The sequence below is a fragment of the Algoriphagus resistens genome (genome assembly GCF_001442615.1).
Lineage (GTDB): Bacteria > Bacteroidota > Bacteroidia > Cytophagales > Cyclobacteriaceae > Algoriphagus > Algoriphagus resistens.
Genome location: NZ_LMXN01000003.1, coordinates 1 through 24541, shown reverse-complemented (window position 1 = coordinate 24541; position 24541 = coordinate 1). Strand labels below are relative to the sequence as shown.

23 protein-coding genes are annotated in these 24541 nt (G+C 43.1%); 13 read left to right on the top strand and 10 right to left on the bottom strand.

The genetic code is table 11. The features are described 5' to 3' along the window. The first annotated feature begins 50 nt into the window (after positions 1–50). From AS141_RS06330 to AS141_RS06290, 9 genes are all read left to right on the top strand, one after another. Entirely contained in the window at positions 51–467 is a 417-nt protein-coding gene (locus AS141_RS06330; protein ID WP_057936806.1) for an RrF2 family transcriptional regulator, read from the top strand. A 75-nt stretch (positions 468–542) separates the two neighbouring features. Next, on the top strand, positions 543–815 hold the full coding sequence (locus tag AS141_RS06325; RefSeq protein WP_057936805.1) for a DUF2061 domain-containing protein: 273 nt from the start codon (positions 543–545) through the stop codon (positions 813–815). Next, positions 790–1494, top strand: coding sequence for a phosphoadenylyl-sulfate reductase (locus AS141_RS06320; protein WP_057936804.1), 705 nt, complete (start codon positions 790–792; stop codon positions 1492–1494). Before AS141_RS06325 ends, AS141_RS06320 begins: the two co-directional genes overlap by 26 nt. A 151-nt stretch (positions 1495–1645) precedes the next feature. After that, positions 1646–2545, top strand: coding sequence for a sulfate adenylyltransferase subunit CysD (gene cysD / locus AS141_RS06315; RefSeq protein ID WP_057936803.1), 900 nt, complete (start codon positions 1646–1648; stop codon positions 2543–2545). Positions 2546–2665: 120 nt separating this feature from the next. Continuing rightward, on the top strand, positions 2666–3922 hold the full coding sequence (locus tag AS141_RS06310; protein ID WP_057936802.1) for a sulfate adenylyltransferase subunit 1: 1257 nt from the start codon (positions 2666–2668) through the stop codon (positions 3920–3922). 77 nt (positions 3923–3999) lie between these two features. Further along, positions 4000–6099, top strand: a complete 2100-nt coding sequence (locus tag AS141_RS06305) for a HEPN domain-containing protein (RefSeq protein ID WP_057936801.1) — start codon at positions 4000–4002, stop codon at positions 6097–6099. After that, the gene (gene cobA, locus AS141_RS06300; RefSeq protein WP_057936800.1) at positions 6096–6866 is read left to right on the top strand and encodes a uroporphyrinogen-III C-methyltransferase; all 771 of its coding nucleotides are present in this window, start codon (positions 6096–6098) and stop codon (positions 6864–6866) included. The genes AS141_RS06305 and cobA overlap by 4 nt, the downstream gene beginning before the upstream one ends. Positions 6867–7098: 232 nt before the next feature. Next, complete coding sequence (locus tag AS141_RS06295; protein WP_057936799.1) at positions 7099–7677, top strand: precorrin-2 dehydrogenase/sirohydrochlorin ferrochelatase family protein; 579 nt, start codon at positions 7099–7101, stop codon at positions 7675–7677. A 451-nt stretch (positions 7678–8128) separates the two neighbouring features. After that, positions 8129–8821 (top strand): CPBP family glutamic-type intramembrane protease, encoded by a 693-nt coding sequence (locus AS141_RS06290; RefSeq protein ID WP_232424836.1) that lies wholly within the window; start codon positions 8129–8131, stop codon positions 8819–8821. 47 nt (positions 8822–8868) lie between these two features. Here AS141_RS06290 and AS141_RS06285 read toward each other — a convergent pair whose 3' ends face one another. Next, complete coding sequence (locus AS141_RS06285) at positions 8869–9447, bottom strand: hypothetical protein (RefSeq protein ID WP_157243406.1); 579 nt, start codon at positions 9445–9447, stop codon at positions 8869–8871. Between the two features lie 199 nt (positions 9448–9646). On the opposite strand from AS141_RS06285, the gene metK reads away from it, so the two are divergent. Further along, positions 9647–10900, top strand: coding sequence for a methionine adenosyltransferase (gene metK / locus AS141_RS06280; RefSeq protein WP_057936796.1), 1254 nt, complete (start codon positions 9647–9649; stop codon positions 10898–10900). Between the two features lie 212 nt (positions 10901–11112). On the opposite strand, the gene AS141_RS06275 is transcribed toward metK, so the two are convergent. Both AS141_RS06275 and AS141_RS06270 read right to left on the bottom strand, forming a co-directional pair. After that, positions 11113–12096 (bottom strand): D-alanine--D-alanine ligase, encoded by a 984-nt coding sequence (locus AS141_RS06275; RefSeq protein WP_057936795.1) that lies wholly within the window; start codon positions 12094–12096, stop codon positions 11113–11115. A 152-nt stretch (positions 12097–12248) separates the two neighbouring features. Next, positions 12249–12488, bottom strand: coding sequence for a hypothetical protein (locus AS141_RS06270; RefSeq protein ID WP_057936794.1), 240 nt, complete (start codon positions 12486–12488; stop codon positions 12249–12251). A 106-nt stretch (positions 12489–12594) separates the two neighbouring features. Here AS141_RS06270 and AS141_RS06265 point away from each other — a divergent pair, with 106 nt between their 5' ends. Beyond that, a complete protein-coding gene (locus AS141_RS06265; protein ID WP_057937223.1) occupies positions 12595–13074 on the top strand; it encodes a C40 family peptidase in 480 nt (159 codons plus the stop codon). A 259-nt stretch (positions 13075–13333) separates the two neighbouring features. Here the strand turns inward: AS141_RS06265 and AS141_RS06255 are convergent, their stop codons facing one another. Genes AS141_RS06255 through AS141_RS06230 form a run of 6 tightly spaced genes read right to left on the bottom strand, consistent with a single transcriptional unit; the run spans position 13334 to position 20498 of the window. Beyond that, positions 13334–14389: an HmuY family protein gene (locus AS141_RS06255; RefSeq protein WP_057936792.1), complete on the bottom strand. Its 1056-nt coding sequence runs from the start codon at positions 14387–14389 to the stop codon at positions 13334–13336. 23 nt (positions 14390–14412) lie between these two features. After that, the gene (locus AS141_RS06250) at positions 14413–16677 is read right to left on the bottom strand and encodes a TonB-dependent receptor (RefSeq protein WP_057936791.1); all 2265 of its coding nucleotides are present in this window, start codon (positions 16675–16677) and stop codon (positions 14413–14415) included. A 53-nt stretch (positions 16678–16730) separates the two neighbouring features. Then, positions 16731–17777, bottom strand: coding sequence for a hemin-degrading factor (locus AS141_RS06245; RefSeq protein WP_057936790.1), 1047 nt, complete (start codon positions 17775–17777; stop codon positions 16731–16733). A gap of 1 nt (position 17778) precedes the next feature. Next, entirely contained in the window at positions 17779–18582 is an 804-nt protein-coding gene (locus AS141_RS06240; protein ID WP_057936789.1) for a heme ABC transporter ATP-binding protein, read from the bottom strand. Beyond that, the gene (locus tag AS141_RS06235) at positions 18582–19640 is read right to left on the bottom strand and encodes a FecCD family ABC transporter permease (protein ID WP_057936788.1); all 1059 of its coding nucleotides are present in this window, start codon (positions 19638–19640) and stop codon (positions 18582–18584) included. Before AS141_RS06235 ends, AS141_RS06240 begins: the two co-directional genes overlap by 1 nt. Before the next feature lie 6 nt (positions 19641–19646). Next, entirely contained in the window at positions 19647–20498 is an 852-nt protein-coding gene (locus tag AS141_RS06230; protein ID WP_057936787.1) for a heme/hemin ABC transporter substrate-binding protein, read from the bottom strand. 286 nt (positions 20499–20784) lie between these two features. Between AS141_RS06230 and atpD the strand changes: the two genes are divergently transcribed. Together atpD and atpC are read left to right on the top strand one after the other, a co-directional pair. Further along, positions 20785–22287, top strand: coding sequence for a F0F1 ATP synthase subunit beta (gene atpD, locus AS141_RS06225; RefSeq protein ID WP_057936786.1), 1503 nt, complete (start codon positions 20785–20787; stop codon positions 22285–22287). 62 nt (positions 22288–22349) lie between these two features. Next, a complete protein-coding gene (gene atpC, locus AS141_RS06220) occupies positions 22350–22595 on the top strand; it encodes an ATP synthase F1 subunit epsilon (protein ID WP_057936785.1) in 246 nt (81 codons plus the stop codon). A 203-nt stretch (positions 22596–22798) separates the two neighbouring features. Here the strand turns inward: atpC and AS141_RS06215 are convergent, their stop codons facing one another. Next, on the bottom strand, positions 22799–24040 hold the full coding sequence (locus AS141_RS06215; RefSeq protein ID WP_082632231.1) for an alpha-L-fucosidase: 1242 nt from the start codon (positions 24038–24040) through the stop codon (positions 22799–22801). Positions 24041–24541: the final 501 nt, after the last annotated feature.

Here is a 24541-nt window from a genome sequence, read left to right as displayed (position 1 = left end):
AAAGCCTACTTCTGTACTAGGGTATTAACCGAAAAAGCTTATTTTTGTCCATGCTTTCTAAAAAGACCAAATACGCCCTTCATGCCCTGACTTACTTGGGCAAGCACAAAGATGAGAAGACAGTGCTGATTCAGGAGATCGCCGAAGAGCATGGTATTTCTCACAAGTTTTTGGAGAATATACTTTTAGAACTCAAAAAAGCCGGAATGCTGGGAAGCAAAAAGGGTAAAGGAGGAGGTTATTATCTGATCAAAGAACCTAAAGACATTCCACTTTCCAAGGTAATCAGATTGCTGGACGGACCGATTGCTTTGCTTCCCTGTGTGAGCTTAAACTACTACGAACCCTGCGATGAATGTAAAAATGAAGCGGTTTGCGGGATAAATCGCGTCATGATTCAAGTTCGGGACGAGACTCTTAAAATACTGGAAAACAAGACGTTAGAAGATATTTTAAAAGAAGAGTAAAATTTTTTTATAATTAACCCTATATATTTTATAGGGTTTATATACTTTTGTGCTTTACTCTCGTAATAACCTAGTATGATTTTAGACCAACCCCTTAAGAAGCTATTTGCCGGCAAGCCAGGAAAGGATAGCAATATCAAGAGCTTGCTGAAATCGATCTCTTGGAGAATCGTCGGTACGATTGATACGATCATTATCTCGTATTTTATTACCGGACAGTTTGTGATGGCAATCTCTATCGGTTCGGTTGAAGTCTTCTCTAAAATCATTCTGTATTATTTCCACGAGCGAGCGTGGGAAAGCGTCTCAAAAGTAGAATCCAATGACACAGATAAAGAATTTGCATGAGTTAGAAGCTCAGTTGGAGCAACTGGGGGCACAAGAAGGATTGGCATTGATTGCGGATTTATTTCCGGGAAAAGTCACTTTTTCTACTTCCCTGGGTCAGGAAGACCAGGTGATCACACAGCTAATCGCGAGCGGAAATATTCCAGTTCAGATCTTTTCTCTGGATACAGGACGGCTTTTTCCGGAGACGTTGGACCTGCTTTCCAGGACAGAAGCCAAATACAAGCAGCATATCAAAGTATATTATCCCACTACCGATTCTGTAGAGAAGCTGGTTACCGATATTGGAATCAACGGGTTCTATGAATCAGTAGCTAATAGAAAATCCTGCTGTTTTGTCCGCAAAGTGGAGCCTCTAAGGAGAGCTTTGGCAGGAAATGTGGTGTGGATTACTGGTCTTCGTGCAGAACAGTCTGCAAATCGGAGTGATATGAAACGCGTAGAATGGGATGAAGCCAATCAGATCATTAAGTACAATCCTTTGCTGGACTGGACTTTTGATCAGCTGATCACGTACATCAACGAAAAGAATATTCCATATAACCCACTTCACGATAAGGGATTTATCAGCATTGGCTGTGCTCCATGTACCCGTGCGATTATGGAAGGTGAAGACGCCAGGGCAGGGCGCTGGTGGTGGGAAGACTCCAAAAAAGAGTGTGGATTACATGCTAAATAACTTGGATGGGAGATGCCCACTTCGGTAGTAGAAAAGATTCAAGATTCAGGACATAAGAACTTCATTATTCAATAGTTGGCTTTGGTACTAAAAAATCCACAAAGATGATTGCGATTATTGAAGTCAATCAGAAGAAATAAACAGAAAGGAAATGAACAACCTATTAATACCTAATCCAAAAGAAGCAGAATCCATCCACATCATCAGAGAAGTGGCGGCGCAGTTTGAGCGTCCGGTTTTGCTTTTTTCTGGAGGAAAAGACTCAATTACACTGGTTAGATTGGCTCAAAAGGCATTTTACCCGGCGAAAATCCCTTTCCCTTTATTACATGTGGATACAGGGCATAATTTTCCGGAGACCATCGAGTTTAGAGATAAGCTAGTGGAAGAACTGGGATTGGAACTTATCGTACGCAATGTGCAGGATTCCATAGACCAGGGAAAAGTGCGTGAGGAGCGTGGTAGATATTCCAGCAGAAATTCACTTCAGACTACGACTCTTTTGGACGCGATCGAAGAATTTAAATTTGATGCTTGTATAGGTGGTGCCAGAAGGGATGAAGAAAAAGCCAGGGCCAAAGAAAGAGTTTTCTCTGTTAGAGATGACTTTGGCCAGTGGGACGAGAAAAACCAGCGTCCTGAGCTTTTTGACATGCTAAATGGAAAAATCCATGTAGGTCAGAATGTTCGATGTTTCCCTATTTCCAACTGGACTGAATTGGACGTTTGGGAGTATATCAAAACTGAAAATATCGAGATCCCATCGATCTACTTTGCGCATGAGCGAGAAGTGTTTTTCCGTGACGGAATGATCTGGACTGCCAATGAACATGTCTATAGAGAGGAGCATGAAGAGGTGATGGTAAAGATGGTACGCTTTAGAACAGTGGGTGATATGACCTGTACTGCCGCTGTGCTTTCAGAAGCTGTTTCTCTGGATGATGTGGTGGGTGAGATCAGAGAATCCACTATTTCTGAACGGGGAGCCCGAATCGATGATAAGCGTTCTGAAGCAGCGATGGAGACAAGGAAAAAGGTCGGATACTTCTAGAAAAGTACAAGGTATCCTGAAGAGCGTACCGAGTATTCGTAGCAAACAGCTTTCACTCTACTGCTTCTGGTGAAGCAGTATGAATCACAAACTCTAGATTACCCTTTAATAAGAAACAACATGTCTGAAAATAGAAAACTTATAAAAATTGCCACTGCTGGTTCTGTTGACGATGGAAAGAGCACGCTGATTGGGCGATTACTATACGATACGAAGTCATTAACTACGGATAAGATCGAGGCGATTGAGCGTAGCTCCAAGCAACGCGGGTATGATTACCTGGATTTTTCCCTGGCCACAGATGGACTGGTAGCAGAGCGCGAGCAGGGAATCACAATTGATGTTGCCCATATTTATTTCAATACGGAGAAAACCAATTTCATCGTAGCCGATACCCCCGGTCATGTGGAATACACCCGAAACATGGTGACTGGTGCCTCTACCTCGCAGGTAGCAATTATCCTGATAGATGCAAGAAAAGGTGTGATCGAGCAGACATATCGCCATTTCTTCATTGCCAATTTACTTCGGATCAGCCATGTGGTCGTAGCGATCAACAAGATGGATCTGGTGGATTATGATGAGGAAGTATATCTGAAAATCAAAGCGGATTTTGACGCGTTGGTGGCTAAATCAGATTTTACTGAAGATCAGATTACCTTTATTCCTGTATCTGCTTTGAAAGGCGAAAACATCGCCCGGAAGTCAGAAAAGATGCCTTGGTATGTGGGAAATACACTTTTGGACCACCTGGAAGTACTGGAGCCGGCAGATTTGGAGCCGAGCTCTGTAGCAAGATTTCCTGTGCAATATGTCATTCGTCCCAAAACGGAAGCTTGGCATGACTTCAGGGGTTTCTCCGGAATGCTCTATGGCGGAAATCTGAAAGTTGGGGATGAAGTAACACTTTTGCCTTCACTTAATACCTCGACGATCAAAAGCATTCACTATTTCGACCAAGAAATTCAAGAAGCTGCTCCCGGCAGTTCCATAGCGGTCACCTTAGCTACAGAAGTGGATTTAAGCCGTGGGGATATGCTGGTGAAAAGCGGAGAATTGCCGAGAAGCGATAAGCGCTTGACAGCTACCATCTGCCAAGTAAATAACAAACCACTCAGAATAGGTGGTAAATATATATTGCAACATGGTGTCAACCGTGTGATGGCAAAAGTAGACCAGATCGAATCCAGAATTCACACAGATTTCACAGGTATGGAAGAAGCGGTACAACTCAAGTTGAATGATATCGGAAGAGTTCATTTTCGCCTGAGCAAGCCCATCCATTTTGATTCCTATCATTCAAATAAATCAAATGGAAGCTTCATTCTAATAGATGAAGCGGAATATGATACAGTTTCGGTTGGATTTATAGAATAGCCGGATTTTGGTTCAGGGGTATTCTTCCTGTTTCCAACCTCCAATTTCCAGCCCTTACCATTAAACCTATTACAGCCATGCAGAGCTTTAGAACCGAACTAGAAAATCCAATAGTAGAACAAGATATCATCGATTTAGAGAAGAAAATTGCTCTTTTCAACGGTGGTAATATCGACGAGGAAAAATTCCGTAGCCTTCGTCTGGCGCGCGGTATTTATGGCCAGCGTCAGCCAGGTGTGCAGATGATCCGTATCAAATTGCCTTATGGCCGGGTCTCTTCTGATCAGCTTCGCAGGATCTGCAAGGTTTCCGATGAATATTCTACCGGAAGATTGCACATCACAACGCGCCAGGATATCCAGATTCACTATGTAAGTTTGGACAGGACTCCCGAGCTATGGGCCGAACTGGAACGTGATGATGTTACCATCCGTGAAGCTTGTGGAAACACCGTGAGAAATGTGACAGCTTCTGAGACTGCTGGGATTGATGCCAATGAGCCATTTGACGTGACACCTTATGCGGATGCCACTTTCAAATACTTTTTGAGAAATCCTATTTCGCAGGAAATGGGGCGTAAGTTCAAAATTTCCTTTTCCTCTTCTGACCAGGACACCGGCTTAAGTTACCTTCACGATTTGGGCTTTATCCCAAAAGTGAAAATGATCGACGGCACCGAAGTTCGCGGATTCAAGGTGATGCTAGGCGGAGGATTGGGCTCCCAACCTAGACATGCAGATGTGTTCTCTGAGTTTGTGGAGGCTGATCAGATTATTCCGTTTGCAGAAGCCGTGATCAGAATCTTTGACCGCCATGGGGAGCGGGCGAAGCGAATGAAAGCCAGAATGAAGTTCCTGATCAAGGATATAGGATTAGAGGCATTCTTGGAATTAGTAGAAAAGGAGAAAAAAGCACTCCCTTTCAAGTCTTATCCTATTGAATTCGAATCTTATGATGCTGCGCAAAAGCTTCCAGATGCTCCTGCTGCCACTGTGGAAGAAGAGCTTGGATTAGATTTTGAGCACTTCAAACTAACTAATGTTTTGCCCCAAAAGCAAAAGGGATTTGTCTCTGTAGGGGTGCGTGTGCCACTTGGGGATTTCTATACAGATCAAGCAAGGAAATTAGCTGATTTGGTAGAGAAGTATGCCAGTGCAGAAGTACGCTTTACCCTTCGTCAGAATTTCCTGATCCGTGACGTTCGCGAGGATTTGGTGCCATATTTCTACAAAGAACTAAAGGAAATAGGACTTGCTGCTGCTGGCTACAATACCCTTGGAGATATCACTGCCTGCCCCGGTACAGACACCTGTAATCTGGGAATTGCCAGTTCTACGGGTATAGCAGCGGAGTTGGAAAAAGTAATCTTGGCAGAGTATCCACAATACCTGAAAAATCAAGACTTGGTCATTAAAATTTCCGGCTGTATGAATGCCTGTGGTCAGCATAACATGGCTCACATAGGCTTTCAGGGCATGTCCATGAAAGCCGGGAAAGTAGTAATCCCAGCACTTCAGGTGCTGCTTGGTGGTGGTAACATGGGGGATGGGAATGGCCGATTTGCTGATAAAGTGACTAAAATCCCAAGTAAAAGAGGCCCTCAGGCATTGAGGATTTTACTGGATGATTTTGAAGCCAATGCAAATGGACAGGACTTCTTGGGTTACTACGATGAAAAGGGACAGATCTATTTCTATGAATTGCTCAAGGAACTTGGAGATGCTTCTACGGTGACTCCGGCCGATTATGTAGATTGGGGTAACACCGAGGAATATAAAATCGCAGTGGGTGTGGGTGAATGTGCCGGAGTCGTTCTTGACCTGGTGGCTACGCTCTTGCTGGAAGCCAAAGAGAAAATTGACATCGCGCAGAAATGCTTGGAGGAAGGGCGTTGGTCAGATAGCATCTACCATCACTATGCGGGCTTGATCAATGCTGCCAAGGCGATATTGCTAAGCGAAAACTTAAGCGCTAATTCCTACGCAAACATAATAGCCCAGTTTGATGAAGCATTCATTGCAAGTGGCAAAATTGATTTAGGGGGGACTTTTGCAGAAAAGATCTACCAGATCAATCAAAACGAGCCTACTGAAGAATTTGCAAATGCGTATGCTGCTCAGGCATTGGAGATTTATGGATTGCTGAAAAGCTATCGTGAGGAAGAGGTGACTGCATGAACCCTATTATTCAACCGAAAGTAACGCTGGTCGGAGCGGGGCCGGGTGATCCTGATTTAATCACACTCAAGGGTGTTTTGGCTCTGAACAAAGCCGATGTGGTCTTATATGATGCCCTCATCGATCCGGTTTTGCTTGATCATGCACCTGCTTCTGCTATCAAATTATTTGTTGGCAAGCGTGTAGGAAAACATTCCCTCCCCCAGGAAGACACCAATCAACTTTGCGTAAGCCTGGCCCGAAAACACGGGCATGTCGTCCGTCTGAAAGGAGGAGATCCTTTTGTCTTTGGGCGCGGTGCGGAGGAACTTGATTATATAGAAACTTGCGGTATCTCCACTGAAGTAATTCCAGGCATTACCTCAGCTATAGCCGTACCGGCAGTAGCTGGCGTACCGGTGACGAAACGTGGCGTTTCGGAGAGCTTCTGGGTAGTTACCGGTACTACTTCATCTGGTGGTCTTTCCCGTGATTTGGCATTGGCAGCCCAATCTACGGCTACGGTAGTGATATTGATGGGGACTAAGAAATTAGCTGAAATCGTTTCAGTTTACCGAAATTATGAGCAGCAGGATTTGCCGATAGCGATCATCCAGAGTGGAACCACAAGAGATGAAAAGATTACCGCAGGTTATATACATGACATTGAGGAAAAGGCTTTTGAAAACAACGTAGAAGCTCCGGCAATTATCATTATCGGGGAAGTTGTCCGCGAAAGCACTAAATTAGCTGAGGTCTATCGGGAGGCAGTGAAATATACCCTTTGAGGCATAATTGCTTAACCTTCGAGGTTTAAAAAACCTCGAAGGTTTTATTAGATCGTTATTTTAAAGCCAGACGGGAAATCTCTCTCGTTCTTCGCGTGAAATGACATCTAGAGGTATAAAAATCTACTTCGTACTTTCATTCTGTCTTAATATCGAATGAAGAATGCTGGATTTCGCCATTCGAAATTCAATTTGTCTATTATCTTGTCGCTAACATCTTGATACGTTAAAAATGAATCACCTCTATCCCATATTTCTGAAAGTTCATGAACTTAACGTGCTCCTGATCGGTGGAGGAAATGTGGGCACGGAGAAGCTGCAGTTTTTACTGAAATCCAGCCCCAAGGCTCAGGTTACGGCAGTGTCGAAAGAATTCTCCCAATCCTTTTTGGATCTGGCATCGACTACTGATTCTGTGACAATTATCGAAGATCTCTACCATGAGAAATATCTTGGAGGCAAGCATATTGTTATTGCTGCCACTGATGATAAGGCAGTAAACAGACAGATCCGTGACGAAGCCAAAGAGCGGTTTTTATTGGTAAATGTGGCTGATACTCCTTCGCTTTGTGACTTTTATCTAGGTGGAATTGTAACAAAAGGCAACCTGAAAGTGGCTATCAGTACCAATGGGAAATCCCCTACAGCTGCCAAGCGACTTCGTCAATTATTGGAAGATGTGTTACCTGAAGAATTGGATGATCTGCTGGATAATCTAAATGCTTACCGCGAAACGCTCAAAGGAGATTTCGAATACAAAGTCAAAGCGATGAATGAGATTACGGAGGGGTTGGTGAAAAAGTCAAGTTGATTTTTTAGAGTTTTTGACTACTTCTTTAATTTAGAAGGGCTTTTCATCTGTTTATAATTGTTTTAAATGGTCAGATGGAATCTCGCATGGATTATAATCATCCCAGTGTGTGTCGTTTGCGACATGCTCGATTTCATCTTACTTTTTTACTAACTGGGGCGAATTCAAAAGAGGAGTAAGAAATGAGCCATCTCAAGAAACAGGATATAGGCATAATCACTAATGGGTTTACCTGGATTCTAATGCTTGTTTTGCATTGGAACTCGGTGTATGTTGTTCTATACATCTGCCAAGGATGATTTCCTTGTATTAGGGCTTTTTAAGGTAACCAAATGGGCAGCAGGATTTTTATATTTAGGAATAGCTGCGATTTTATCTATACTTAAGAGTTGAGAATAAGAAGTTTAAAAATTGAATTTAGGTTGGGTGACTAAGTATTCTTTAGTAAATAGTGGATGTTTACTTGTTTTTCGTTGACACAGAACTCTTTCAAATGATTCACCCTATTTTTCAAGATTTTCTAGCATTCTTAAAAAATCCAATTAAGTCTGAGTCCTACACTAAAATGTCGGCAAAAAGTTTTTTTGTTTTGCTAGTGGTTGCATTGGCTTTGGTAATTCCCTTTTCAGTTTTGCTGAAATGGTTGGGTGTGGACCAATTTGATTCGATAATGGAGGAGATGCTTGCAGAAAACAAATGGCTGGTAGTTATTGCAGCTATTTTTATGGCACCTTTACTAGAGGAACAGATTTTTAGACTTCACCTTGACTTAAAAATAACATCTATTTGGTGGGGACTAGGTATGTCTATTCTATTGATTAGTCAGCAATGGTATGTATCAGCTTTATTTATTATTTATCTAGTTTTTCTACTTGTAAAAGTATTTCGCGATCGACCGCCCAATCTCAAATTTGTAATCTATACGTCCTCAATTTTCTTCGCTCTAATCCATTTGGGAAACTTTTCTAATTTTGAATTAGCAGACCACTTTTACTGGATTCCTGTCCTGGTAGCAGCTCAGTTTTTCATAGGGCTGATTCTTAGCTATATCCGTTTAAAGCATGGGATCTGGTTCTCGGTATGGTTTCATGGTGCATATAATGCAATTCTCATTATACCTTCGGTTTATTTTTATGAGCCGTAAGCATTAGGAAGGAAATTTTAAAAAAATATGAGGCTCACTAGATCCAGTCAATCTTCAATAGCGATAAAAAGGAGTTTTTCGTTTATCTCTTTTGATGTCAAATAGAGTTTGTTGCTTTTTATTTCATAGGATTCTACCGACTCGCTCGCTTTTAAAAAGGCAGCTTCAAATTGCAATACAGGGAAAGTGCTAGAAGCATGATTTGGTATAAATTCTATTCCTTTTTCGGGAGCAACAATTGAGAGTTGTCCTGGCTCATTGCTGGAATACCACCCCGTGATTTTATTTATTAATGTTCTGAGGTTGAAAGCAGCCAAATTCTGGCATTCTGACAAGTCGGAGGCCTCTTTAGAAAGCTGAAAAGTTACTTTAAAAAGATTCGCGTAATCTTCACCTCCACCTGCAAATACAGCTGTTTTTGCCAGGTAAGTCAGATTGTCCAATGTCCTTTGATCGGTGGTGATGTCCTGAAATCCTTTAAACTCCCAGCTGCTAAATAAATCATTGGCTCCGGACTTGTCACTCAGATCATAGTGGCAAATGTCTTTAGGATTACACGTTGAACCGACGGGAAGTGGCTCTTGCTCTTCAGTTTCTTTCGAACAACCAAACAACAGAAGGATCAAAATTGTTAAAAGTAGATTTCTCGTACAACCCAGAAGATTAAAAGTTCCTTTTCAGATATGAACAGTTACAGAATTTCAGTTGGGATATTAAATTATGCACACTTTAAAACTCCCCCAGTTTTAAGTTTTCAATTTTTTATTTCACCCAGTTCACGTATTTTTGGGCTTCCTTTATTATACGCATTACCAACATTTATTTATGGCATATCTATTTACCTCAGAGTCCGTTTCTGAGGGGCATCCGGATAAAATCGCAGATCAAATCTCTGACGCGTTAATTGACAATTTTTTGGCTTTTGACCCTAATTCCAAAGTAGCTTGTGAGACGCTGGTGACGACCGGGCAGGTGTTTTTGGCTGGAGAGGTAAATTCTGATATCTACCTTGATGTGCAGAAAATCGCCCGTGATGTGATCAATCGAATTGGCTATACAAAGAGTGAGTACATGTTTGAAGGTAACTCTTGCGGTGTGCTTTCTGCAATCCATGAACAATCATCTGAAATCAACCAAGGCGTAGTCCGCCAAAGCCCAGAGGAGCAAGGAGCAGGTGATCAGGGAATGATGTTCGGTTATGCTACCAATGAAACAGAGAACTACATGCCTTTAGCCTTGGATCTTTCGCATATGATCCTCCGTGAGCTGGCTGATTTAAGAAGAGAAAATAAAGACATCACCTATATACGCCCTGATTCTAAGGCACAAGTGACTATAGAATACAGCGATGATAATGTGCCTCAGAGAATTGAGGCAATTGTAGTCTCTACTCAGCATGATGATTTTGATGAAGAAAAGGCAATGCTTGCCAAAATCAAGTCAGATATTATCACAATTTTGATCCCTCGGGTCATTGCGAAATTGAAGCCGGAAATCCAGAAGCTTTTCACCCCAGAGATAAAATACCACATTAATCCGACCGGTAAATTTGTAATCGGAGGGCCTCATGGAGATACAGGTTTGACAGGAAGAAAAATCATTGTGGACACTTACGGCGGTAAAGGTGCTCACGGAGGAGGAGCTTTCTCTGGGAAAGATCCTTCAAAGGTTGATCGTTCTGCTGCTTATGCTACGAGACATATTGCAAAGAACATGGTAGCAGCAGGTCTTGCGGATGAAGTGTTGGTGCAAGTTTCCTATGCTATTGGAGTTGCTAAGCCAATGGGTATTTACATCAACACCTACGGTACTGCCAAAGTGGATATGAACGATGGAGCGATTGCCAAGAAAATAGAAGAGCTCTTCGATATGCGTCCTTATGCTATCGAGCAGCGCCTGAAGTTACGTAATCCTATATATGAGGAAACAGCGGCTTACGGTCACATGGGAAGACAAAATGAAGTAGTGACGAAAACTTTCCTTTCTCCCTACAGAGATGAAATTACCTTGGATGTGGAACTTTTTACCTGGGAAAAACTAGACTATGTGGATAGAATAAAGTCCATATTCGATCTTTAATTTGAAAAATATCAAACCAAAAAAAATGGCAGTTGGAAAACCCCAACTGCTATTTTTTTGAGCTTTATTTTTCGGTTCTACCCTTAAGTTAGTTGGGATATAGATCTAAACCACCATGAAAGAATAGTATTTCGCTTCTAAAGTTTATTACCAAAGAAAATATCAATTGTTTAACTTATTACGTATGTATTTTTTGAGAATTAATCAAAAAATCAAAACATCTCCTCTATCAACTCTGTATAAAAGTCCCTCACTTCCATTCCAACAGCCCTAACTTGTTGGGAAATAAGACTGGTTTCAGTTTGGCCAGGCACGGTGTTTACTTCTATAAAGTAAAATTTCCCTGTTCCATTTTGGAGGAAGTAATCTACACGGATTGCTCCTTTGCAGTTAAGTTTAGCATATATCTTCGGGATGATACGATTTACCCGTGCGATCTCTTCTTCATTCATTCGGCCTGGAGTAATTTCCTCTGTTACTCCTGCAACGTATTTGGCTTCGAAATCAAAGAACTCCTTACTGCTTACTATCTCAGTTGCGGGAAGAACGGTGATCTCCCCTTTACCTTTGTAGCAACCAATAGAGAATTCACGACCGGACACGAATTCTTCCACCAACACCTGCTTATCTTCTGTAAAGGCTTTTTCCAAGGCTTCCGGCAATTCTTCCCAGATTTTTACCTTAGACATTCCAATAGAACTGCCGCCATTATTCGGTTTGATGAAGAGAGGTAAAGTCAACTCATCCTCCACTCGCTTGAGATTTTCAACTGAGTTTTCAAAAAGCTGAAGTGATTTGGCAATATGCAGTTCCTCAATGTCATCCACGATAGCTTTAGTGTAGCCCTTATTCATCGTAATGGCAGAGCTCAGTTGGTCACAGGTAGTGTATGGGATACCGATCATGTCGAAATAACCTGCAAGTTTCCCGTCTTCTCCAGGTGAACCATGCAGGATATTGAAGACTCCGTCAAATGTGATTTTGTCATCGCCAATCCTAATACTGAAATCATTCAAATCCACGGGGATTTTTTCTCCTGCCGCACTTAGGAAATGCCAATCGCCGGGATAGATCAGGATTTTATATACATCATAAAGACCTTTATCGATGGTTTTTTCCACTACAGCGGCACTTTTCAATGAGATCACAGACTCTCCGGTATATCCGCCTGTCACGAGGGCAATTTTTTTCTTCATGGGTATAAAATTTACTATACGAATTACTAGAATTTTCTGTGATTTCCCGCAAATTGTCACGGATAACTAACATAGATCAGCGCAGATTAGGGATAGCTTGAAAAGAATCTGCTATCATCAGCGTATTATTCTTCATACATCTGAGGAAAATATCACGCCAGCTTAATTTGATCCAAATAGAATTTCATTCGGGTATGATCACGTGGCAAAAAGTCAATTTTATCGATTTTGTCCTGCTTATGGTTGTAGAAGACTTCCACATATTCATTTTCCAACAAATACAAATTCACCTTGTGTTTGTAATAACGAATGCCCACTACGAAGGTGCCTTCTGAGTAGAGGGTGGTTATTTTTTTGTGGAAAGGAAGGTTGGCGAATTCTTCTTTGCTCATAATCTTCAATTGCTTTCGTTAAGGTAAGGAAATGAAACGCTTTTTTTGTCAAAAAAGATTGATTCCTGTTCGGCTTCGGCTTATACTTGAAAGAACAAAAACCACTATGCTGCGCAAACAATTCCGGTTTACCGCCTTTTTTCTTGTTTTGGGATTGATGCTTGCAGCATCTTGCGCATCCAAAAAGAAAGCAGCGAATGAGCCTTTTAATACTGTGATCCAGACTGCTAGAAGCTATACAGGAACTCCTTATAGGTATGGCGGAACTACTCGCTCGGGGATGGATTGCTCCGCTTTAGTATATCATTCTTTCTATTCCGTAGGGGTTACAATGCCTAGAATTTCGGCAGACCAAAGCAAAATGGGCAAAAGCATTCGTAGCAATGAGATCAGGCCAGGGGATGTCCTGTTTTTTGCGACTGGTAAAAGAAGGAAACAGGTCACTCACTCAGGAATTGTGACAGAGACCTCGCGTGGAGATGTACGTTTTATCCATTCTTCTACTTCTCTGGGTGTATCCGAGGATTATTTGAGCAATAATTACTGGGCAAAGGCATTTTTATTTGCGAGAAGAGTGTTGGATTGATGGTTTAACCACTAAGGGGACAAAGTTTTCCGCAGAGAGCAAATTCACTAAATGGTCTAATTGCAAAGACAACCATCTTGATTTGGTATTTAACAAGGAGATGCTAGTGAAAGTCCAGCTTCTGGAAAAGCAGGATAACTGTAAATTGGCATTCCCCTGCGCCAAACTCCGCGACCCCTGCGGTAAAAAAATGGCATAAAAAAACCAAGAACAGCTTTCGCTATCCTTGGCCTTTCCGAAATATTGAACCTAATAATTATTATTTGGCATCTGATACAAGCTCAAATTCCAAGCTTGGCCTGCCTCTTTCTCCGTCTTTGGTGAGTGAAAGGAATCTTACTTTGTAGATGTTGCCTTCTGCGTCTTTTACTATATAATATATTGTATCAAAAGCTTGCGGAGGAGTAGTTTCTGAAGGCTGTGTTGTCCTCCAGCTCGAACCGATCGTCAATCTATCAGCGGTACTAAAAGTCAAAGTTTCAGCATCTTGTTCTGTAAAGTTTTCGTAGGCGATATCCTCTTCAAGTACTTCTGCAGCAGCTGATCCTCCATAGATATTATGATAAACTAAATCCTGATAGAAATAGGGTATAGGTCCTCCGCCAAAGTTCGTGGATGAGGTTCCCGCAGTCCAAGCAATATCCCAAGAATTCTTACCCGGTTCTACATTTACGATTCCATCTTCAAAACTGAAGTAGACAAAGTTGAGATCACTGTCTTTTGTGATGTCCACAGATATAACGTCAGTTCCGTCCGCGTTGGCATGCTGAAGCGTATAGCCCTCACCGTTTCTGATAATTCTGATTTTTTTCCAGGGTCTTTCTGTTGCCGCACTAGAACCCCTATTTAGGATATAAACTTCATTGCTCGCTTCGGTAGAGCTGATTGCTGAGATGACAGGGGCGGCGAGTGGATTAGAAACATCATCCACATGTACAATCCCAACGCTATTAGGAACAGAAAAAGTAATAGCTGCGGAGTCAGCTGCACTCATATCCGCAGCAGATACCGCATTGATATCAGTTTCTCCGGTGGCAGAAGCCATTGCCCCTGTAGTGCCGTTGATCAACACTTTGAAGTCAGATCCGGTAGCGAAGGCAAGATCCCATGATTCTCTGGCTACTGCAGTTTGGGTTCCGGTACGGAACTGTATATAAGCTGTGTTTGGATAAGTGGCTCCGCCACCGTCAACTTCGATTATTCCGGATTCTGTAGGAGGCACTACTATCGGGGCTGGATCATCTTCACCGCAGGAAGAAAGGAGTGTTACGCCAGCCAGCAGGGCTGTAAGAGTTAGAAAACGATACTGTTGCATTGTGTTTAAGTTTGGAGAATTAGTTATTTATTTAAATTATAGGTGAGGCCGAGGAAATATGATCTTCCATAGCCTACCGGTCTTTGTGTGCCTGTTCCATGAGCGTCACTTCCGGTGGAAGTGCTGCTTATTTGCTTCACATCGAGAATGTTTCTTGCTCCGGCATTGACCGAGAGATGTTTGCCTATGTCTTTTTTGAGAGAAATATCCATCCAATGGTATCCGTCCAACATGATTTCTCTGGCTGAGGGATTGCCGTCTGAATCGGTGACGGTCTCGTATCCGGGAAGCTCACCTGTCCATTTATAGTAAAGGGTCGCTGTGGTTTTCCATGGCAAGAACTGATAAGTCAGGTTTGTATTTACTTCTGGAGTCCAGCTCATTTGAGGTACGATAACCTGTTGTTCAGAAAGGAGATTGTATCTGCCGATGTATGAGAATCCCACATTGACAGAGAGATTTTTGAAGGACTCCGTATGGTTGAGCGTAAAACCTGCGGTCTTATACCTTTCTACATTGAAAAGCGTAGTGACTTGAATATTGTTGGGATCCTGACCATAGGCGATTCGGTCTTTTACATCGTTGTAGAAAGCTCCTAAAACTGTGGAAATCTTCCATTCCGGATTTAGCTGGGTTTTCCAGTCCAGGGAGCCATTAAAGCTATTGGAAGTTTCTGCTTTCAGATCTGGATTGCCCGTGATGCTGTGACTTGCATCAAAGAAGTTGAAATACAACTCGCGGATAGAAGGGGCTCTAAATCCATTCGCATAAGCCAATCTGAAATCCAGGTATTCATTCAGCGCAAATTTGGTGTTCAACGACGGGATCAGTGCCGGTGCATCGTAGGCAGAATTCCAGCTTTTGCGAAGACCTGGCTTGATTTTTACCGATGCAAAAGGAGACCATTCTCCAGAGAGGAATATCGCATAGTCCTGAATACCTTCATTTTCAACAATTCTTTCACCGGACCCGGTTTCGGTGTTCAAATCGATCCCGGGCTGTAGTTTGAATTTTTGTGAAAGCTTCCAATCCCCGATCACTCTCCAGCTAAATCCAGCGTAGTCTAAGGTTGTATTCGCTCCGGGTGCCTGGGACTGGTAGTGTTCTCCGGTTCGCACATTGCTTACCCAGGTCTCAGTGTCTCGGGTATACTCAGTGAATGCCCCTTGCCAGGTCAGTCCAAAGTTGGAATGGGAATCCCATCTTCCGCTCAGTCTATGCATCCATCGACTAGTGATAAATTCCTGATCCAGTACCTCCAATCGTGCATCAGGCCCATAAGCGAAAACTGTTTCATCCAGAAAGTCCAGTTGATATTCCAGATTTAGAGATTCATTTCCCCAGCCAGCTTTTAGGTTTAGGAAGTTCTGATCTTTTGGTAGCCATTCGTAATCTCTTCCGGTTTTTTCGCCTTTCCATCCTCCGAAATTGTTCTGTGAAAATGAAGCCCCAAAGTCCCAGTTTTTTAAGCTATAGCTTCCTGTCACACTTCTGATATGAGTGCCTTTCCCATCAAATGGGTTGTACTCATTACCGACGGTTTCTTCCTGAATTCGGGCTTTTAGATCGAATGTTTTTGATGCGTCTGACTTGGTGATAATGTTAATGACACCAGCTAACGCATCTGCGCCATAGACCACTGACATCGGACCTTCCACGATCTCCACTCGGTCGATGCGGTTGATGTCTATCTGGTTGATGTTGATTTCGTTGGAAGTTCCCTGACGTCCGACCATCGGAATGCCGTCAATCAGGATTTTCACGTTTTGACCAGACATACCAAGTAGCTCAAGATTGCTTGATCCTAGCGCATTGTCCTGTGAAAAGCGAATGCCTAATTCTGTGTTGAGTACCTCCTGAATAGTGCTTGGAGCACGGTTTTGGATGACTTCCGAGCTAATTGCCCGTACCTGATAGACCGACTGTCTGGCAGATTGTGGTTCAAAACTTCCCGTTACAACCACGGTCTCCAGATCAGAGGTTGCCGCTACAAGTGGAAAGGTTGCCGCGGTTACTCCTGCTGGCCAGTTTGCTACGATGGTTTCAAATCCTACGGCAGAGATTTTGATTCTACCATCTTTAGGGGGTTCTGTTAGTGTAAAATTACCCTGCTCATCAGCCACTTCTCCTTTGGAATCTTGTAGCCAAATCGTGGCATGTGGAACCCCAGCTCCATTAGTATCCACCACTTTGCCTTTCCATACCGATTGGGCGTATACGCTAATTGGCATTGCCAACATCAGGAGTAGCAGAAGGGAGGAGTGTTTATTTAGATCAAATCTATGCATGTGCATAAAATTTTTTGAAATGACGGGAGCCGAAACTCCCGTCCGATAATTAGTTAAAGACTATCCACCAATGCTTTCCACTCAGGTTTTTGGGGAAGTCCCGGTTTTCTCAATCCGAAGAATTGAGCGACCATTTCACCTTCTTTGTCGAAAAGCTCCACGGCAGACACCAAGCCGTCTTCTGTGTTCTTATGGACTACGTAGGCTTTGTCCACTACATTTTCATTCAGGTGCATATAGAAATCCGGATCAAGTACATTCAGCCAATCACCCATCTGACGGATAGTCTGCACCTTACCTTGGTGGATTTGGATATTGCCTTTGTTTCCTGCGAAAATCATAATCGGAAGCTTGGTCTCAGCGGCAGTTTCTACGATTTTACGTGCGGAAAGTCTGTCCACTTCATACGCCCATTTATCATCAATCCACTTTACTGCATCTTGCCTGTTCAGTTTGTATTTGCGGAGCATTCCGAAGAAGTCGTGCGTATCTTTCATCGTTTCCCAGTCTTTGGAAAACCCCTCGAAGTCCAATTCTTCTTTGCTTACGTATTCAGGGGCTGGGAAAGTCTCCAGTTCCAGTTCCATCGACTGATCCGGAGCGGTATTGTTTCTCACCAATTCCTCATAAGCTTCCGGGTTAGATTTTTCCTGCAAGTAGACTTTCATGATCGCTTCGCCGGCTTTATCAAAGTACTGCAAGCTTTTCATGGTGCCGCGAGGAGTTTCGGTGACCACCGCAAAACCAAATTTCCAGCCTGCGAAAAATACCCGCTGCTCTATAGGTCCAATCACGGTAGCAATCTTATGCGGTCCTGCCTGGTGCATTTCTATTTTCTGAAATGGGCCTTTATGCTCCAATACACAGCCCTCGCTTCTGGTCAGGGACATCACCCGACCCAGCTTGGGGAATTCTTCCAGTTGCTCAGTAAAGTTATCGGTCAAGCGGATCACGTTGGCCCCGATGCCTGTAGCTAAAAGTTGGGCTTCAGACGCACCAAGTTTGGCAGCTGCATCACGTATTCTCAGTTGCGGCTCGGTTTCTTTTAGGTTATCCCATGCTTGCTTCAGGGATTGTGCGGATTCTTGGATAGTTTCCATTTTAGGCTTGTTTAAATGTTGGTATTGGTGTATGTGTCTGTGCAGCCGCGGATATGAGCACTCCGCCGGTGACAGGATTTTTAATTAATTGAATGGGGTGATCAAAGACATATTCCAGGATTTTTTCTTCCAGAACTTCTTCCACAGTCCCGGTTTTTGCGATCAGACCATCCTTGAGCAAGGCAATTTTATCTGCGTATTGGGCAGCAAGATTCAGCTCATGTAGAATCACCAGAATACCGATGTTTCTTGCTTTCAGCGTTTGAAGGATCTTTAGCACGGCATGTTGCTGCGCAATGTCCAGGCTGGAGGTTGGTTCGTCCAGAAGTAAATACCTTGGAAAAGGTTTGGTTTCCCAGATTTGCACCAGTACTCTGGCAAGCTGCACACGTTGTTTTTCTCCTCCGGAAAGATTGTTGAACACCTGCTCTTTCAGATGGAATGTATTTGTCGCCTCCAACACTTCTTCGATCAGCTTGGCTGGCTGCTTTACTTTGGTGCTGATCAAGCCTAGTTCCACTACTTCCTGAACTGTAAAGGCGAAATTGACCTGTGTATGTTGCGGCATTACTGCCCGGACAACAGCGAGATCGCGGGCTTTGAGTTTATGGATGTCGTGTCCATTATAGCCTACTGAACCATGGTTGCATTTGATTTCTCCTGAAAGGATTTTGAAAAAAGTTGACTTACCGGCTCCATTTGGCCCCAAAACTGCCAAGATTTCTCCAGGGCTCAATTCCATACTCACCTCATCTAGGATAGGTCTTTGGCGGATGCAAAAATGTACTTGTGAAGCTTTTAGCATCAGTTTTTGGATTTATTGAGATTGAAAATAAGCCAGATAAAGAAAGGTGCACCGATCAGCGCGGTAATCACACCGATCGGCATTTCGGCAGGAATGACAATTATTCTTGCAATCAGATCCGCGAAATTCATAAGTATTGCTCCCAGAAGAAATGAACCTGGAAGCACCAATCTATGGTCTGCTCCGAATAGTATCCGGATCAAATGAGGGACCACCAGGCCTACAAAGCCAATCATTCCTACCATGGAAACACCGACACCTACGATCAAGGCACTGCAAATAAGTAGGCGTATTTTTACCTGCTGCACGTTGACCCCCATATGGAAAGCCTCCTGTTCACCAAGTGCCAGTGCATTGAGTTGTCTGGAATTAAACAGTAATAAAATTGAAGGAACTCCTATTAACGTCAGACTTACGGGGATTTTGCTCCAGATAGCCCCTCCCAGGTCACCTAAGCTCCAGAAAGTAAAGCTTCGCAATGCCGTATCGTCTGCAAAAAAAAGTACAAGTCCAATAAGAGCTGCTGCGAGTGCATTGATGGCAACTCCTGCCAAAATCAGGGTGGCAGCATCCGTTCTTCCCTGTGATTTGGAAAGTTGGTACACCGAAGTCACACAGATCAGCCCTCCGATAAAAGCAAATAGAGGCAAGCCAAGCATTTTGATCCAGGCCAATGAAGAAACTGTAGGTATGAGCACCATAAAAATCACGGCAAACAAGGCGGAACCAGTACTCACTCCGATCAGCCCCGGCTCGACTAAAGGATTTCTGAACATGCCTTGCAGTGCTGCCCCCGCTATGCCTAATCCTCCGCCCACCAGCATAGCCATAAGAACTCTAGGAGTACGGATCTGCAATAGCACGTTGGACTGTTGCATTTCGTAACTTCCTAAACTTATACCAAGTTGATCAAGTAAGATTGCAAGAGTCTGGGGGAATGGGATACGATAAGCCCCCATAGAAAGGGAGGCGATCAGAACCAATACCAAGCCGAAACCGAACCCAATCAGGATGAGGTTTTGACTTTGGATCTTCGTATGGTTCAAGGCGAAATTCATACTTAATTATTGGCGGACGGCTTTGGCCAGGTCTAATGCTGCTTTTCCTACTCTAGGTCCAAAACCTGAAAGATATTGTCCATCTAGGGACACGATATTCCCTTCTTTATAAGCTGTGGTCTGATCGATTCCCTGGATAGAGGCCAAGCCCTCACTTCCACCTACACTTTGAATCCCTGATTCAAAAAACACCAAATATTCAGGATTCATAGAAACAAGGGATTCCGGAGTCATCGGTGCGAATTCGTCGAAGCCCGTGGCGCTTCCTTCAATTTCTGCCAATTTGAACATTTCTGAAGCGAAGGTCTTGTCGCCTGCGATAAATACTGTCTCTGGACCACGTGCCATTAAAAAAATTGCTTTCGGTTTAGTTTCTTCAGATTCTAAATAGTCGTTCAATGTTGCAATATCCTTGTCAATTGCTGTGATTATTTCTTTGCCTTTTTCCTCCTCTTCAAAGAATCCAGCTAATTCTGTGACCAGTTTTTTAGTGCCTTCGACTGTAGTAGGTTTAGCGAAAACCTCAATGCTCACCTGAGCGGCTTGGAGCTGATCAACTACAGCGGGATTCAAATAACCTTCTTCTATCAGAACTAGGTCTGGCCCTAGTGCGAGAATTCCTTCCGCTTTGATTTGATTTCTGTATCCAATGGAAGGGAGATTCTGCATAGTGGCAGGATAGGTGGAGGTAATGTCTGTAGCGATGATCTGATCGCTGTAGCCGAGTGCGTCTACTACCTCGGTGATAGTGCCTCCTGCAGTGATGATTTTACGTGCGAGGATAGTTTCTTCTTCCTTAGAAGAAGATGAGCATGCGGCAAAAACTATAAGCATCAATGGTAAAAAGCCTCTTATCATTATTTAGATTGATTTTAAATACACTGCAAATGTACTCTTAACTAGATTGAATCCAAATAAAAACAGTGCTGAAATTCTTTAAAATAGTTGGCTTTTACAGGAATGGCGAATGTTCCTGTCCCTGCTTTAGCAGTTGGCAATGCTATTGGAAGACTGAATACGTAGAAGCAATTGAAATTTGAGCCTTAGCAGATTAATTTCCCAAATATCCTTTGGTATTCGTCTTTTCTGCTTAATTTTGCGGTCGAATTCAAAAAGCATATCCTTTTTACATTTCAATTATCAAATGGCAAATATTGGAAAGATAACTCAAGTGATCGGGCCCGTAGTGGACGTTTCCTTTGAAGGCGGTAAGCTGCCAAACATCCTTGACGCGGTAGAAGTTACCAAAGAAAATGGCCAAGTGGTCGTAATGGAAGTTCAACAGCACTTGGGCGAAGATCGGGTGAGAACTATCGCAATGGACTCATCTGAAGGGATGGTTCGTGGCATGGAAGTTAGGGATCTTGGTCTTCCTATTTCAGTTCCAACAGGAGAAGGCATCAAAGGACGTCTTTTCAATGTGGTTGGAGAAGCTATTGATGGTTTGCCAGCTGTGCCAGCCGGTAAAAGACTTCCTATTCACAGAGCTGCTCCCCGTTTCGAGGATCTTTCTACAGCAACAGAAGTACTTTTTACTGGGATCAAAGTAATTGACTTGATCGAACCTTATGCAAAAGGCGGTAAGATCGGATTGTTCGGTGGAGCCGGTGTAGGCAAGACTGTATTGATCCAGGAATTGATCAACAACATTGCGAAAGCATATGCCGGTCTATCTGTATTTGCAGGTGTAGGTGAAAGAACAAGAGAAGGAAATGACTTATTGAGAGAAATGATCGAGTCAGGCATCGTGACTTACGGTGATGACTTCGTCCATAGCCTTGAAGAAGAAGGTGGATGGGATCTTTCTAAAGTTGATTTGAAAAAATTAGAAGACTCTAAAGCAACCTTTGTTTTCGGTCAGATGAACGAGCCTCCGGGGGCACGTGCACGAGTTGCCTTGACAGGTTTGACTTTGGCGGAATATTATAGAGATGGAGACGGTGAAGGAGCAGGTAAAGATATCCTGTTCTTTATTGACAACATCTTCCGCTTTACCCAGGCAGGTTCTGAAGTGTCAGCACTTCTTGGACGTATGCCTTCTGCGGTAGGTTATCAGCCGACCTTGGCTACTGAGATGGGTACCATGCAGGAGCGTATTACTTCTACTAAGAACGGTTCCATTACTTCGGTACAGGCAGTTTACGTACCAGCGGATGATTTGACTGACCCGGCTCCGGCGACGACCTTCGCCCACTTGGATGCTACTACGGTTTTGTCTAGAAAGATTGCCGAGCTAGGAATTTATCCTGCGGTGGATCCTTTGGATTCTACTTCTAGAATTCTTTCTCCGGATATTTTGGGTGAAGAGCACTACGGATGTGCGCAGCGAGTGAAAGAGATTCTTCAGCGTTACAAGGAGTTGCAGGATATCATTGCAATTTTGGGTATGGAAGAACTTTCTGAAGAGGATAAGCAAGTTGTGCACAGAGCAAGACGTGTACAGCGTTTCCTTTCCCAGCCATTCCACGTAGCAGAGCAGTTTACGGGCTTGAAAGGTGTATTGGTAGATATCAAAGACACCATCAAAGGCTTCAACATGATTATGGACGGTGAGTTAGATCACCTTCCTGAGGGAGCTTTCAACCTGGTAGGTAGCATCGAAGATGCCATCGCCAAGGGAGAGAAAATGTTGGCAGAAGTTAAATAATTAAACAGCAGAGCAGCGGCATAGGATTTCCTTAGTCGCTTGCTTTTTATATTCCGAATCAGATGCATTTAGAAATCGTCACACCGGACAAAAAAGTATTTCAGGGTGAAGTATCCGAGGCCAGTTTTCCTGGTGCCAATGGATCATTTCAGGTGCTGAACAATCACGCTCCGATCGTTTCGGCTTTGGCAAAGGGCACTGTTTCCTTTACCACTCCGGAGGGTAAGCAATCCATGATCGTGGATGGTGGAGTAGTGGAAGTAAAAGATAATGTGATAGTATTGCTAGCTGAGAAAGTGGTAGCGTAAGCAATTTCATCCAAGTAATAGAAAAAGGTCTCCTGTGTAAATGGGAGACCTTTTGGCTTTTAATTGGTATCAAGGAAAAAGGAGGTGTAGTGATTTGGAACAATTTTTAATTCAGCCTCTTTGGATGGGGTTGTTCAATTATGAATATCGAACGTTAAATGTTGAATAAAGGAAGTCCTCACATTTCTAAGAGCGAATTTTTCCTAATTACTCTCAATTACCTGCCCTTTTTCACGATAGAGATCCACTGGTCCATCCAGTAATACAGCCAAGACAGTGATGTCTTTGTCGTAGGCATTATCAGGAATGTCTATGTATTTCATACCAGGCACCGCACTCCAGTATTGTTTCCCTACTTCTCTAGCTTGAAGTTTAGTACCGTTGCCGACCACCCAGACACGCTGGATTTTATTTTTCAGACCTTTGATCGCAAGGGATTCATTTACCTTATAATCCAAATAGATATAAAGTATGGTCTTATCCTTTGATAGTGTGGTAGGGGCATAGACGTGGCCATCTGGAATTCCCGCTTGGGTAGTGTAGATGGCAGATTCATGCTTGGATGTCCAGCGTCCAAACTCATTTAGAATGTTTTCGGCTTCTTCCGGAATACTTCCGTCTGGTTTGGCCCCGAAGTCTAGAAGAAGGTTGCCTCCCATGTGCAGGCAGTCCACAAAGATGCGGAGCAACTCACTTGGTGATTTATACGCATGATCGTTATCCTGATAGCCCCAGCTGTTGTTCATCGTCATACAAAGTTCCCAGTACTCGCTGTTGGGATGTGTGACTGGTACTCCCTGCTCTGGTGTATCGTAATCTCCGTAGCCTGGTCCCAATCGGGAATTGATAATCAAATCAGGGTTATAGGATTGCAATTTCTTCTTCAACTCAGCACTTCTCCATTCTTCAGGTGAGTGTTCCCAATCTCCGTCAAACCAGTACAGATCCGGATTGAATTGAGTGGAAAGTTCTTCAAGTTGTTGGAAGTTGAAGTCTACAAATCGCTGAAAGCGTTCTGGATCATTTTTGTAACGGTAGATCTCTCTCGTATTTCTATCGTAATCCGGGTGGGACCAGTCCAACACAGAGAAATAAACTCCTTTTTTTAAGCCCTCTTTTTCCAAAGCCTTTATAAAGGGAGAGACTAAATCTTTTCCGGCAGGAGACTTTTTCACGACAGAGAGATCATTGGCTTTAGTGTCCCAAAGCGCAACACCATCGTGATGCTTTGCAGTGAGTACAGCATACTTAGCCCCACTGGATTTAATCAGTTTCGCCCACTTTTCAGGATCATATTTGGATGCGTTAAAACCGGAAAGCTGCTTCATGTAGTCGTCATAGCTGATGTAATCATTGAAAAATGACCAGGATTCGTCTATGCCATTCACTGAGTAAATTCCCCAATGGATGAAGATCCCAAGTTTTGCTTCCTGAAACCATTCCATTTTCTCAGGGTTTTCTTGGGACAATCCTAGGGTAGTTTGTGTGAATAGTAGGGCAAAAATGACGAATGTTAGGGAATTGCGCTTGAGGGGGTTACTGATGTTCACGTTGTACTAAATGAGATTCGGGATAAAATTAGGTGAATAGCCCTAAAGATCCATAGGATAAAAGAAGTTTGATTAGTCTGTGCTGAATTTTTTGTTATATCTAGTATCTGTTCTCTCTTCAAGGAAAAATGAAGCTATTTTTTGAGGACTTTTCCAGTCAGGGTTTCATCTTCATTTTTGCAAAAAACTTAACGGCGTTAATTTCGGTCAAAAGATGGGTTTTATATATAGGAACGTAAAACCCACTCATCGCCTTAGCGTGTGTGGGATGTAAGTGACAAACACTAGCCTGGTGAAAGAATGTACTGACGGATCGTTTCCGGTGATGCTTCACCTATTGAATAAACGAAATTTCCATCAGACAAAAGTAGATCCTTGTTTTAACCTACGGACCAT

Coding starts and splice junctions, on each gene's coding strand:
- AS141_RS06330 (WP_057936806.1), top strand. CDS start 51: ATGCTTTCTAAAAAGACCAAATACGCCCTTCATGCCCTGACTTACTTG.
- AS141_RS06325 (WP_057936805.1), top strand. CDS start 543: ATGATTTTAGACCAACCCCTTAAGAAGCTATTTGCCGGCAAGCCAGGA.
- AS141_RS06320 (WP_057936804.1), top strand. CDS start 790: ATGACACAGATAAAGAATTTGCATGAGTTAGAAGCTCAGTTGGAGCAA.
- cysD (WP_057936803.1), top strand. CDS start 1,646: ATGAACAACCTATTAATACCTAATCCAAAAGAAGCAGAATCCATCCAC.
- AS141_RS06310 (WP_057936802.1), top strand. CDS start 2,666: ATGTCTGAAAATAGAAAACTTATAAAAATTGCCACTGCTGGTTCTGTT.
- AS141_RS06305 (WP_057936801.1), top strand. CDS start 4,000: ATGCAGAGCTTTAGAACCGAACTAGAAAATCCAATAGTAGAACAAGAT.
- cobA (WP_057936800.1), top strand. CDS start 6,096: ATGAACCCTATTATTCAACCGAAAGTAACGCTGGTCGGAGCGGGGCCG.
- AS141_RS06295 (WP_057936799.1), top strand. CDS start 7,099: ATGAATCACCTCTATCCCATATTTCTGAAAGTTCATGAACTTAACGTG.
- metK (WP_057936796.1), top strand. CDS start 9,647: ATGGCATATCTATTTACCTCAGAGTCCGTTTCTGAGGGGCATCCGGAT.
- AS141_RS06275 (WP_057936795.1), bottom strand. CDS start 12,096: ATGAAGAAAAAAATTGCCCTCGTGACAGGCGGATATACCGGAGAGTCT.
- AS141_RS06270 (WP_057936794.1), bottom strand. CDS start 12,488: ATGAGCAAAGAAGAATTCGCCAACCTTCCTTTCCACAAAAAAATAACC.
- AS141_RS06265 (WP_057937223.1), top strand. CDS start 12,595: ATGCTGCGCAAACAATTCCGGTTTACCGCCTTTTTTCTTGTTTTGGGA.
- AS141_RS06255 (WP_057936792.1), bottom strand. CDS start 14,389: ATGCAACAGTATCGTTTTCTAACTCTTACAGCCCTGCTGGCTGGCGTA.
- AS141_RS06250 (WP_057936791.1), bottom strand. CDS start 16,677: ATGCATAGATTTGATCTAAATAAACACTCCTCCCTTCTGCTACTCCTG.
- AS141_RS06245 (WP_057936790.1), bottom strand. CDS start 17,777: ATGGAAACTATCCAAGAATCCGCACAATCCCTGAAGCAAGCATGGGAT.
- AS141_RS06240 (WP_057936789.1), bottom strand. CDS start 18,582: ATGCTAAAAGCTTCACAAGTACATTTTTGCATCCGCCAAAGACCTATC.
- AS141_RS06235 (WP_057936788.1), bottom strand. CDS start 19,640: ATGAATTTCGCCTTGAACCATACGAAGATCCAAAGTCAAAACCTCATC.
- AS141_RS06230 (WP_057936787.1), bottom strand. CDS start 20,498: ATGATAAGAGGCTTTTTACCATTGATGCTTATAGTTTTTGCCGCATGC.
- atpD (WP_057936786.1), top strand. CDS start 20,785: ATGGCAAATATTGGAAAGATAACTCAAGTGATCGGGCCCGTAGTGGAC.
- atpC (WP_057936785.1), top strand. CDS start 22,350: ATGCATTTAGAAATCGTCACACCGGACAAAAAAGTATTTCAGGGTGAA.
- AS141_RS06215 (WP_082632231.1), bottom strand. CDS start 24,040: ATGGAATGGTTTCAGGAAGCAAAACTTGGGATCTTCATCCATTGGGGA.